Origin of the sequence: Actinopolyspora mzabensis (assembly GCF_900101095.1) — a bacterium.
Lineage (GTDB): Bacteria > Actinomycetota > Actinomycetes > Mycobacteriales > Pseudonocardiaceae > Actinopolyspora > Actinopolyspora mzabensis.
Window position 1 is genome coordinate 364059 of record NZ_FNFM01000006.1, and the last position, 11708, is coordinate 375766.

At 66.6% G+C, this 11708-nt stretch carries 9 protein-coding genes; 8 read left to right on the top strand and 1 reads right to left on the bottom strand.

All coding sequences use genetic code 11. The features are described 5' to 3' along the window. The first annotated feature begins 146 nt into the window (after positions 1-146). Positions 147-1661 carry a lysine--tRNA ligase gene (lysS, locus tag BLR41_RS12520; RefSeq protein ID WP_092628284.1) on the top strand — a complete coding sequence of 505 codons (1515 nt, stop codon included), beginning with the start codon at positions 147-149 and terminating at the stop codon, positions 1659-1661. Positions 1662-1907: 246 nt separating this feature from the next. Then, a complete protein-coding gene (locus tag BLR41_RS12525) occupies positions 1908-2270 on the top strand; it encodes a histone-like nucleoid-structuring protein Lsr2 (RefSeq protein ID WP_092628285.1) in 363 nt (120 codons plus the stop codon). 427 nt (positions 2271-2697) lie between these two features. Here BLR41_RS12525 and BLR41_RS12530 read toward each other — a convergent pair whose 3' ends face one another. Continuing rightward, on the bottom strand, positions 2698-3690 hold the full coding sequence (locus tag BLR41_RS12530) for an ABC transporter substrate-binding protein (protein ID WP_092628286.1): 993 nt from the start codon (positions 3688-3690) through the stop codon (positions 2698-2700). A gap of 94 nt (positions 3691-3784) precedes the next feature. On the opposite strand from BLR41_RS12530, the gene BLR41_RS12535 reads away from it, so the two are divergent. The 6 genes from BLR41_RS12535 to BLR41_RS12560 all read left to right on the top strand — a co-directional run bounded on the left by BLR41_RS12535 (position 3785) and on the right by BLR41_RS12560 (position 11210). Next, positions 3785-4978: a FecCD family ABC transporter permease gene (locus BLR41_RS12535; protein WP_245694103.1), complete on the top strand. Its 1194-nt coding sequence runs from the start codon at positions 3785-3787 to the stop codon at positions 4976-4978. Then, positions 4975-6078: a FecCD family ABC transporter permease gene (locus BLR41_RS12540; RefSeq protein ID WP_092628288.1), complete on the top strand. Its 1104-nt coding sequence runs from the start codon at positions 4975-4977 to the stop codon at positions 6076-6078. The genes BLR41_RS12535 and BLR41_RS12540 overlap by 4 nt, the downstream gene beginning before the upstream one ends. After that, a complete protein-coding gene (locus BLR41_RS12545) occupies positions 6075-6998 on the top strand; it encodes an ABC transporter ATP-binding protein (RefSeq protein ID WP_092628289.1) in 924 nt (307 codons plus the stop codon). Before BLR41_RS12540 ends, BLR41_RS12545 begins: the two co-directional genes overlap by 4 nt. A gap of 324 nt (positions 6999-7322) precedes the next feature. Continuing rightward, a complete protein-coding gene (locus tag BLR41_RS12550) occupies positions 7323-9908 on the top strand; it encodes an ATP-dependent Clp protease ATP-binding subunit (protein WP_092628290.1) in 2586 nt (861 codons plus the stop codon). 113 nt (positions 9909-10021) lie between these two features. Further along, complete coding sequence (locus tag BLR41_RS12555; RefSeq protein ID WP_245694104.1) at positions 10022-10642, top strand: hypothetical protein; 621 nt, start codon at positions 10022-10024, stop codon at positions 10640-10642. A 166-nt stretch (positions 10643-10808) separates the two neighbouring features. Next, entirely contained in the window at positions 10809-11210 is a 402-nt protein-coding gene (locus BLR41_RS12560; RefSeq protein WP_092628292.1) for a DUF4328 domain-containing protein, read from the top strand. The last annotated feature ends 498 nt before the right edge of the window (positions 11211-11708 follow it).

Genomic DNA, 11708 nt, shown 5'->3' on the forward strand with positions numbered 1-11708 from the left:
CGGTGTTCCCGCGCACACCTTCGGTGCACCGGTTCGGGCGAGTCCGCCGTGCGGCCACGGCCTCGCGCGCCGGGTGTGCCACCGAAAGGCGGGCTGTCCCATCCTGCCGGAATGTCGCCCCCGGCGGGTCCGTACCCTTGTAAACCGTGAATGACCAGGATCAATCGAGTCGTGTCGACGGAACCGAGGACCTGCCGGAGCAGCTGCGGGTGCGTCGGGAGAAGCGGGAACGTCTGTTTTCCGAGGGGCAGGATCCTTATCCGGTCGCGCTGCCCGTGACCCATGAGCTGTCCGAGGTGCGTGCGGCGCATTCGGAGCTGCCCGTGGACGCTTCCAGCGGACAGCGGGTCGGTGTCGCGGGCCGAGTGATGTTCATGCGCAACACCGGCAAACTGTGCTTCGCCACGTTGCGGGGTGGGGACGGCAGCGAGCTGCAGGCCATGCTCAGCCGGAACGAGATCGGCGAACAGGCCCTGTCCGCGTGGAAGTCCGACGTGGATCTGGGGGACCACGTTTTCGTCGCGGGCGAGGTCATCACTTCTCGGCGTGGTGAGCTCTCGGTGCTGGCGGACGAGTGGCGGATGGCGGCGAAGTCGTTGCGTCCGTTGCCGGTGGCCCACAAGGAACTCAGCGAGGAAAACCGCGTGCGGCAGCGCTACGTGGATTTGCTGGTCCGCAGCCAGGCGGCCGAAACGGTTCGCACCCGTGCCGCGACATTGCGTTCGCTGCGGGATTCGTTCGAACGGCGCGGATACCTCGAAGTGGAGACGCCCATGTTGCAGACTTTGCAGGGTGGGGCCGCCGCCAGGCCGTTCGTGACTCACTCGAACGCCTTGGACATGGATCTTTACTTGCGCATCGCCCCGGAGCTGTTCCTCAAGCGGTGCGTCGTGGGCGGTATCGAGAAGGTCTTCGAGATCAATCGGAACTTTCGCAATGAGGGGAGTGACTCTTCCCACTCCCCCGAGTTCGCCATGCTCGAGTTCTATGAAGCTTACTCGGATTACAACGCGATGGCCGAACTCACCCGCGCGCTGATCCAGGAAGCGGCCCAGTCGCTGTTCGGTACTCAGACCGTCACTTGGGCCGACGGTTCCGAGTACGATCTTTCCGGGCAATGGGCGAACATTACGATGTACGGATCGCTTTCCGAGGCCCTCGGTTCGGAAGTAACCCCCGAAACCTCTGTCGAAACCCTCCGTAAGCACGCCGAGAGTGCCGGTTTGTCCGAGCTCGATCCGTCGTTCGGGCACGGTAAGTTGGTCGAGGAACTCTGGGAGCACATGGTCGGCAACCATCTCCACGCTCCCACATTCGTGCGGGACTTTCCGCTGGATACCGCTCCGTTGACCCGGCAACACCGACAGCATTCGGGTATGGCGGAGAAATGGGATCTCTACGTGAAGGGTTTTGAACTCGCGACCGGTTACTCCGAGCTCGTCGATCCCGTCGTCGAACGTGCGCGGCTGGAGGAGCAGGCGCGGTTGGCTTCCGAGGGGGACGAGGAAGCCATGCCCGTGGATGAGGACTTTCTGCGGGCGCTGGAGTACGGAATGCCCCCCACCGGCGGGGTGGGAATGGGGATCGACCGGTTGTTGATGGCGTTGACGGGTCTGGGCATCAGGGAGACCATCCTGTTCCCGCTCGTGCGTCCGGAATGACGTGATCGCACTCCCCTGATCGCCGAGGGAGCGAAAATTTCTTCGGTGGGGTGAGTGCGAATCCGGCACTGCTGCGCTAACCTTGCTGGCGAGAATGAAACGGTGACGATGTATTAGTGGCTCGATACGTGATCGGTCGCGATACGGCTTCGAGGATGATGTGGTTCGAGAGAACACCGGCGATACTCGTTCGGGCTCGGATCGTCACCGTCTCGCCGTAAGGAATACCGGGGAGGACCGCGGAAGATGGCGCAGAAGGTAACTGTCCAGTTGGTGGACGACCTGGACGGTGGAGAGGCCGATGAAACGGTCGAGTTCGCCTTGGACGGCGTCTCGTACACCATCGACCTTTCCAATGACAATGCGACCGAGCTCCGGGAGGCACTGAGCGGCTTTCTGGCCAGCGCGCGTCGGGCCGGGGGACGTAAGAAGCCGGGGCCGAAGGCGGGTTCCGCGCGTTCGTCGTCGGCTTCGTCCGGTGGTTCCACGAGCGCGGATCGTGAGCAGAACCAAGCGATTCGGGAATGGGCCCGCAAGCGGGGTATGAAGGTTTCGGACCGTGGTCGTATCCCCGCCGATATCGTCGCCGAGTACCACAAGGCGCACTGAAGTTCGCAACGGTCGACGTCGGCTCGGTTCGTCCTGCCGGACACCCGTCGAACCGGAACGCGGCTCCTGCCGTGCTCCCTCGATATCCGCCCGACCGATATTGGAGACCGATTCGGAATGCGGCGGGGGAATGTCTCGATACTCCGGCCGTTGTTTCGGGAGTGCCGACCGCTGTTTCGGCAGCGGCGGTCAGCAGTGCTTTGTCGAGTCCGGAAGTGCCCGTCGCTCGTGGCATCCGGTGGTGCGGGCGCGTCGGCGTCGAAACGACCACTCGTGCCCCCGTACCGCCACGGGACTCGTGCGGACGAGGGCAGCCCTCGAGCAGGTGCCCACACGGACACCACCGGGCCGGAGTGGGGCCGGGTGCGCCCCGGGCGGACAATGTCGCATTGGACAATGTCGGAGCGCACCCCGCACACTTGGCCTGTTATCGCGCCGCGTCGACACCGAACGCGTTCGCGAGGTCGTCGAGAATCGCGTGAGCACCGTGGATTCCCACCGACGTCATCCAGGTTATGTCGTCGACCAGGTGCTGCTTTCCGGTGAGTTTGCTCCACAGCGGGTTTGATTCGAAGGTTTTTCTGGTCTCGGCCGCGTCGCCCGCCTCATCGGGATAGACCGTCACGAAGATGTGCTCCGCGTCCAGTTCCGGGATCCGCTCCTGGCTGAGATTGACCGCGATCCCGTCACCTTCCGGTTGCCCCTCGGGGCGAGCCAGTCCGGTGTCCTGCTGCACCGTTCCGGGGAACGAGTCGGCGCTGTAGAGCCGCACGGTCGGTTCACCCGCGAAGCGCACGATCGACATCGTCGGGTTGTGCCCCACCTTCGAACGAATGCTGTCGCCGACCGTTTTCGCCCGTCGCTCGTATTCGTCCAGCTTGTTCCGGGCCGTTTTCTCCTTGCCCAACGCCCGCCCGGTCAGCAGCAGGTTCTCCTTCCAGGTAGCCCCGGTCGTGCGGCTGAACACGGTGGGCGCGATCTCGGAGAGCTGCTCGTACATGTCCTGGTGCCGGACCTTCGCGGACAGGATCAGGTCGGGCTCGCGCTGGACGATCCGCTCCGCGTCCGGGCTGGTCAGGCTGCCCACGCCCTGTGCCTGTGCGCCGTACTCGGTGCGGTCCCGACCGAGGTACGCGGGCAGTTCCTCGCGACCACCGAAGGTGGTGTAGCCCACGACGTCGGTCCCCAGCGCCATCGTGGCGCTGGTGAAGGTGGCGTCCAGCGCGACCACCCGTTTCGGCGTTCCGGTGATCTCGGTCTCACCCATCGCGTGCTCGACGGTGCGGGTGTTCGTCCTCCCGCTCTGCCCCGCCGAGTCCGACTCGCCACCGCACGCCGTCAACCCGAGTACGGGCAACGCGCTCGCGGCGGTCAACGCGGTTCGCAACAACTCACGTCTGGTGCGTGTGACTTCCGACATCGGTTCGCCTTCCGGTTTCGGTTACTCTTAGGTGGGCCTAACCTAAGTGTGGGCAACCTAAGCGAATCGGCGCGGATAGCCAAGGGAGTGGGATTTGAGTCGCAGTTCGGCCACGGGCGATCCGTCCGGTTCGGGCCCCGCTTCTCCGGCCTCTCCCGCGTCCGACGACGAGTACCCCGCGGCGGACCCGCCGCCGGAAGACCCACCCACTTCGACCGGGCACGCCAGTGCTCCACACCCCGACCGGGCCAACCGGACCACGGTCTCCAAGGGCTCCAACCGGCTGAACTCGCGACGACGCGGCCGACTGCTGGGCGTGGTCGTACTGTGCTGCCTGCTGCTGCTAAGCTGCGCGCTGAGCATCCTCATCGGAGCCAAGCTCATCCCGCCCGGCGCGGTGCTCGACGCGCTGTTCGCCGGCTCGCGGACCGAGAACAACGTGATCATCTACGAGCTGCGCGTACCGCGCACCATCGCCGGAGTGCTCGCCGGTTCCTCGTTGGGCCTGGCCGGGGCGCTCATGCAGGGCTACACCCGCAACCCCATAGCGGCCCCGAGTGTGCTCGGAATCACCCAGGGCGCGGGGCTCGCGGTGGTGTTGGCCGTGTTCACCATGGGCATCAGCGGCATGCTCGGCTTCATCTGGTTCAGCTTCGCGGGAGCCCTGATCAGCGCACTGGCGGTGTTCCTGATCGGTTCGATCGGCAAGGGAGGCGCGACACCGGTCGCGCTGGCACTGGCCGGGGCGGCGATCAGCGCGCTGCTGCAGGCACTCACCTCCGCCCTGGTGCTGCTGGACCGGCAGAGTCTGGACACCTACCGCTTCTGGAAGGTCGGCTCCATCGCCGTCTCCGACATGGGGCTCATCCAACGGGTGCTGCCGTTCCTGCTGCTGGGGCTGGTGCTGGGACTCGCCAGCGCACCAGGTCTCAACGCGCTCTCCCTCGGCGACGACATGGCCGCGGCGCTGGGGCACAACGTCGCCAGGTCGAGGGCGCTCGGGATCACCGCCATCGCGGTGCTCGTCGGCAGCGCGGTGGCCATGTGCGGGCCGATCAGCTTCGTCGGCCTCGTCGTGCCCCACATAGCCAGATACTTCGCGGGCCCCGACCACCGCTGGTTGCTGCCGTTCGCCGCGCTGGGGGGCGCCTGCCTGGTGCTGCTGGCAGATCTGGTCGGCCGGGTCATGGCGCGCCCCTCGGAGATCCAGGTCGGCGTGATGCTGGCGATGATCGGCGCGCCCTTCTTCATCGCCCTCGTACGGCGCAGGAGGCTGATGCGGCTGTGACGGAATCGGTGCGAACCCCCGTCGACGGCCCGGCCGCGCGGGTACGTGGTCGTGCCCCGCTGCGTGTCGGCCCCGTGTCCACGGTGCTGCGCCTCCGGCCGCTGGTGGCGTTGCTGGGCGGCCTCGGTGGGCTGCTTCTGGTGTTCGCCTGCGATCTGGCGCTCGGCGACTACCCGATCTCCCCACTGGGGGTGCTGCGCACGCTGTTCGGCGGTGGCGACGCCGGGGAAAGGCTGGTGGTGCTGCAGCTGCGGTTGCCGCGCGCGCTGACCGGACTGCTGGTCGGGGCGGCGCTCGGGCTGTCCGGCGCGATCACCCAGGCGGTGGTGCGCAATCCGCTGGCCAGCCCGGATCTGCTGGGCGTGACCACGGGTGCCGGTGCGGCCGCGACCCTCGTCATCGTCACCTCCGGCACGCTGGGCGGGATCAGCGGCCTCGTGGCGAGTCTCGGCCTGCCCCTGGTCGCGCTGGCGGGCGGCATCGTCACCGCAGTGCTGGTCGGACTGCTGGCCCACCGGGGCGGGGTGGACTCGTTTCGGTTGGTGCTGGTCGGCATCGGCATGAACGCGCTGACGGTCAACGTGACGCTGTGGCTGCTGACCATCGGCGAGACCCAGGACGCCGGGCGCGCGATGGTGTGGCTCACCGGCAGCCTCAACGCGCGTGACTGGGACAACGTGGTGCCGGTCGGGCTGGCCCTGCTGGTGCTCGTGCCGGTGACCCTGCTCGGCTCGCACGCCCTGGGGGCGTTGCAGTTCGACGACGATACGGTTCGCGAACTCGGGGTGCCCGTCAACGTCGCCCGAGGTGCGCTGCTGCTCGGGGCCGCCGTGCTCGCCTCGCTGGCCACCGCGGCGGCCGGGCCGATCGCCTTCGTCGCGCTCGCCACCCCGCAGATCGCCCTCCGCACGGCAGGCACCCCGCGACCGCCGCTGGTCGTGTCGATGGTGTTCGGAGCGCTTCTCGTCGTCGGTGCCGATCTCGTCTCGCGCACGCTGTTCGGTCCACTGCAACTACCGGTCGGAATCGTCACCGCCGCGCTCGGTGCCCCGTACCTGATCTATCTGCTCGTCCACCGGTATCGGGAGGTTCAGACATGACCGCCTCGCACATCGCGCACGACCCGGCCGCCCGCACGGCCGCGGACACCGAGTCCTTATCGGGCGACGGTTCCGCAGAAGGGGCGAGGAACCGGTTGTGCGCCCGCGACCTGTCGTTGGGCTACGGCGAGCGCGTGGTGGTCGACGGGCTGGATCTGGACGTGGTCGACGGCACCATCACCGGCGTGATCGGTCCCAACGGCTGCGGCAAGTCCACGCTGCTGCGAGCCCTGGGCAGGTTGTTGCGGCCCAAGCGCGGCAGTGTGCTGCTGGACGGCGAACCCATCCACCGGATGTCCACCAAGGAAGTCGCGCGTAGGCTGGGGTTGTTGCCGCAGTCGCCGGTCGCCCCGGAAGGACTCTGCGTCGCCGACCTGGTCGCCAGAGGCAGGCATCCGCACCAGTCCTGGTACCGCCAGTGGTCCGGGGAGGACGAGTCGGCGGTGGCCGAGGCATTGGCGCTCACCGGCATCGGTGACCTCGCCGATCGGTCCGTGGACGAGCTGTCCGGTGGGCAGCGGCAGCGCGCCTGGTTGTCCATGGCACTGGCGCAGGGAACCGATCTGCTCCTGCTGGACGAGCCGACCACCTACCTGGATCTGTCGCACCAGGTGGACGTGTTGGAGCTGATCGGCAGGCTGCACACCGAGAGCGGGCGCACCGTGGTGATGGTGCTGCACGACCTCAACCTGGCCGCCCGCTACGCGGACCGACTGGTGGCGATGTCCGAGGGGGAGATCGCCGCGCAGGGCCCTCCGGGAGAGGTGCTCACGGAGCGACTGCTGCACGAGGTGTTCGATCTCCGGGCACGGGTGATTCCGGACCCGGTTACGGGTACCCCGATGGTGGTTCCGGCGGGTGGCAGGCAGGCCCGGGGCCCGGAACCGGAGAACGGCGCCCTCGGAACCCGGGGGTCCTGACCGCGACCACCGTGACTCGGCACCACCCCGGGCCGGATAGTCACCACACTGGGCCGGATGAGTGAGATTCGGTCCGTCGGAGGCGGTGTTCGCGCTCGGCGGACACTGCGGGCGACCTGGTTTTCGGATGGAATTTCGCAGCTCAACGCCCTGTTGGGCTGGTTGAACGCAACGTCGTCGAGAAGTGGGCTGCGAGCCGGAACAGCCCTGAGTGCGCCGTGGCTACTAGAGTGGAGTTCAGAGTGCTGAACCCATCGCGGGCATCGGCGTGAGCAGGAGCGGTGCCCGGTACGAGACCGCCGGCGCAGCAGTCAGGGAGTGCGAATGTTCGAGAGGTTCACCGACCGCGCGAGGCGGGTGGTTGTCCTGGCCCAGGAAGAGGCCAGGATGCTCAACCACAACTACATCGGCACCGAGCACATTCTCCTGGGTCTGATCCACGAGGGTGAGGGTGTCGCCGCCAAGGCGCTGGAATCGCTGGGGATCGCCCTTGAGGGCGTGCGCCAGCAGGTCGAGGAGATCATCGGCCAGGGCCAGCAGGCGCCCAGTGGCCACATCCCCTTCACCCCGAGGGCCAAGAAGGTTCTGGAGCTGTCGCTGCGGGAGGCACTCCAACTCGGGCACAACTACATCGGTACCGAGCACATCCTGCTCGGACTGATCCGCGAGGGCGAGGGCGTGGCCGCGCAGGTGCTGGTCAAGCTCGGCGCCGATCTCAACCGGGTCCGCCAGCAGGTGTTGCAGCTGCTGTCCGGCTACCAGGGCAAGGAACCGGCCGAGGCCGGTGGCCGCAGCGAGGGCACCCCGTCCTCCTCGCTGGTGCTGGACCAGTTCGGCCGCAACCTCACCCAGAGCGCCCGTGAGACCAAGCTCGACCCGGTGATCGGTCGCGACACCGAGATCGAGCGCATCATGCAGGTGCTGTCCCGCCGCACCAAGAACAACCCCGTCCTCATCGGCGAGGCCGGTGTCGGCAAGACCGCCGTGGTCGAGGGGCTTGCCCAGAAGATCGTCAAGGGCGAGGTCCCGGAGACGCTGAAGGAGAAGCAGCTCTACACGCTCGACCTCGGTTCGCTGGTCGCCGGTTCCCGCTACCGTGGTGACTTCGAGGAGCGCCTGAAGAAGGTCCTCAAGGAGATCAAGACCCGCGGCGACATCATCCTGTTCATCGACGAGATCCACACGCTGGTCGGTGCGGGTGCCGCCGAGGGGGCCATCGACGCGGCGAGCATCCTCAAGCCGATGCTGGCGCGCGGTGAGCTGCAGACCATCGGTGCCACCACGCTGGAGGAGTACCGCAAGAACGTCGAGAAAGACGCGGCCCTGGAACGCCGTTTCCAGCCGATCCAGGTGGGCGAGCCCTCGCTGGACCACGCCGTGGAGATCCTCAAGGGACTGCGGGACCGCTACGAGGCGCACCACCGCGTTTCCATCACCGACTCCGCCCTGTCGGCAGCGGCCAGTCTGGCGGATCGCTACATCAACGACCGGTACCTGCCGGACAAGGCGATCGACCTGCTGGACGAGGCCGGTGCGCGGATGCGCATCCGCCGGATGACCGCACCGCCGGACCTGCGCGAGTTCGACGAGAAGATCGCCGAGGTCCGCAGGGACAAGGAGTCCTCCATCGACGGGCAGGACTTCGAGCGCGCCGCCAGGCTGCGTGACGAGGAGAAGCAGCTCATCACGCAGAAGGAGGAGCGCGAGACCCAGTGGAAGGCCGGTGATCTCGACGTCGTGGCCGAGGTCGACGACGAGCAGATCGCCGAGGTGCTCGCCAACTGGACCGGTATTCCGGTGTTCCGCCTCACCGAGGAGGAGACCTCCAGGCTGCTGCGCATGGAGGACGAGCTGCACAAGCGGATCATCGGCCAGGAGGACGCGGTCAAGGCGGTCTCCCAGGCGATCCGCCGCACCCGTGCCGGCCTGAAGGACCCGCAGCGTCCCTCCGGTTCCTTCATCTTCGCCGGTCCCTCCGGTGTCGGTAAGACCGAGCTGTCCAAGTCGCTGGCCGAGTTCCTGTTCGGCGACGACGATGCCCTGGTCCAGATCGACATGGGTGAGTACCACGATCGCTACACGGCTTCCCGGCTGTTCGGTGCCCCTCCGGGCTACGTCGGCTACGAGGAGGGCGGTCAGCTCACCGAGAAGGTCCGTCGCAAGCCGTTCTCCGTGGTGCTGTTCGACGAGATCGAGAAGGCCCACCACGAGATCTACAACACGCTGTTGCAGGTCCTGGAGGACGGCAGGCTCACGGACGGTCAGGGCCGTGTGGTCGACTTCAAGAACACGGTGCTGATCTTCACCTCCAACCTGGGCACGGCCGACATCTCCAAGGCGGTCGGTCTGGGCTTCACCGCTGGTAACGAGCAGGAGACCAACTACGAGCGGATGAAGTCCAAGGTCAACGAGGAGATGAAGAAGCACTTCCGTCCGGAGTTCCTCAACCGGATCGACGATGTGATCGTCTTCCACCAGCTCACCGAGGAAGAGATCATCCGGATGGTCGACCTGCTCATCGGCAGGGTGGAAACCGCCCTCAGGAGCAAGGACATGTCCATCGAGCTGACCTCGAAGGCCAAGAAGCTGGTGGCCAAGCGGGGCTTCGACCCGGTGCTGGGTGCCCGGCCGCTGCGCCGCACGATCCAGCACGAGATCGAGGACAAGCTTTCCGAGAAGATCCTGTTCGGCGAAGTCGAGGCGGGTCAGATCGTCATCGTCGACGTCGACGGTTGGGACGAGGAAGGAACCGAGGACCAGGCCCAGTTCACCTTCCGAGGTGAGCTCAAGCCTTCCACCGTTCCGGACACGCCGCCGGTGGACCTGGCTGGTTCCTCCGGTGGTTCCTCCTCGGAGGGCTCCGGCTCCAACCAGGACGACCAGTCCGAGGGCTCCGGCTCCTCCGAGTGACCCACCGAGCCGAAACGATCGATCCCGTCCCTCCGGGGGCGGGATCGTTTCGTCGGTCGTCCGGTACCAGGACCGCCGTTGACCTCCGGAACGGTCGGTAAGGTCCGATTCACGTGAATCCCCGGCGGAACAGCGAGGACCGGATTCGGAGTGCGCTGCACGTTCCGGTGCTCACCGCCGCCGCCGTTTCGGTTCCCGCGGTGTTTCTCACCCGGCTCGACGGTCCGGTGTCGCTGTTCGGCAGCGTGCTCAACTGGGCGTCGATGCTGGTGCTCACCGCCGAGTCGGTGCTGCTGTTCTGGTTCAGCCGGGACCGACCCCGTTGGTTGCGGGAGCACTGGTGGATGGCACTGGTCACCCTGCTGACCATCCCCGCCGTGGTGTTCGCGTTCGCCCCCGCCCAGGTGCTGCGGCTGGTCCGAGTGGTCGCCGCTGTCCAGCTCGTGCGGGTGCTTCGTTTGGTGAAGGTCGCCCGGGTGCTGCACCGGCGTGCCCGAGTGCTGGGCAGGCCGAGGTATGTCCTGCTCGCCGTGGTGCTGCTGGCCGCCGTGGTGCTGCTCGGTGTGGTGTTGGCCGATGAGGCCAGCCCCACCCGACGTGTGCTGGACGCGATATCGAGTCGCTGGGGTTGGCCTGTGCTGCTCGGTGCCGTCGTGCTGTTCGCCGCGGTGCTCGGTGGGCTCGTCACGTGGCTGCGACGGCGTCGCCACGATCGGTCGGAGCGCGGCCGGTGAATCGCCGTCCCACCCGGGAGAGCTTCTCGGTGCGCCGCGGCTCGAGGTCGCGCCAGTAGTGTCCGTGCCGTTTTGTCCTTCGGCGAGATCGGCAGTGGACGAGTGAACCGCGCCGTGCGTGGTGGGCACGTTCCCGCGGGGCGGGAGTACTGCGCTGGATGCCGGGATGTACCGGCAGCGGAAACCCTGGTTGATCCTCGGTTGGATCATCCCGGTCGTCGATTTCTGGTTCCCGAAGCAGATACTCACCGACATCCGGCGCGCCAGCCGTCCCGGCCGCGTGCGCGGAGGTGTGGATTCGAGTGCCGAATACAGGGATGGGCTGCTCTGGGCCTGGTGGCTGTTCTTTCTCGCGATGCTGTGCGCCGGACGAGTCGAGCGAGTGATCACTCGAGTACATACCGGATTTGGGAGAACCCAGTTCGATCTTTCCGGTCAGGAGGAATCCGCGCTCTACCGCGATCGGGCTTTGGCGGGCTTTCTCGCCGCTCCCGGCTACGTGGTCACGGCGATACTGGCTGTGCTCGTCGTCCGCCGAATCACCAACTGGCAGTACGAACTGTGTTAAGGCCGTTGTGGACAGTCCGATTCGGTGGGTGTGGTCGCCGCCCCCGCTGGGGAGCCTCGTGCGGGCGGCCCCGGTGAACTGTGAGGGTACGACGGTTATCCGAATGGTTTTCGGGGTATTTACGGGGGCTGTCCTGCGATTTCGCGAATTAACGGGGGGTGGGTGTGTGGGGTGGTGTGGTGGGGGTTTAGAGTGGTTGTTGTCAGCACGGCGGGGCCGGGCTGGAAATCACGGGAAATGGTGAGCCTGGGATGTGGTTCCGGGTTTGTTTGGGTGGTTTCTGGTGTTCGGTTCGTGGTGGTGGCTGGTTGTTTGAAGAACTGCATGTGGTGCCTGGTGCTTGCTGGCTCGGGATCTGGCCTTGGTGGGTTGGGTTTCGGTGTTGGTGGGTGGCCCCCCGGTGAGTGGGGGGTTGGTTGGGGTGCTACGGTGGATGCAGTCAACAGCAAAGGGCATTCGGGAGATCTGCTGGCTGGTTGTGGTTGGTGGGTGTTTCCG

Coding starts and splice junctions, on each gene's coding strand:
- BLR41_RS12530 (WP_092628286.1), bottom strand. CDS start 3,690: ATGTCGGAAGTCACACGCACCAGACGTGAGTTGTTGCGAACCGCGTTG.
- BLR41_RS12545 (WP_092628289.1), top strand. CDS start 6,075: ATGACCGCCTCGCACATCGCGCACGACCCGGCCGCCCGCACGGCCGCG.
- BLR41_RS12550 (WP_092628290.1), top strand. CDS start 7,323: ATGTTCGAGAGGTTCACCGACCGCGCGAGGCGGGTGGTTGTCCTGGCC.
- BLR41_RS12525 (WP_092628285.1), top strand. CDS start 1,908: ATGGCGCAGAAGGTAACTGTCCAGTTGGTGGACGACCTGGACGGTGGA.
- BLR41_RS12560 (WP_092628292.1), top strand. CDS start 10,809: ATGTACCGGCAGCGGAAACCCTGGTTGATCCTCGGTTGGATCATCCCG.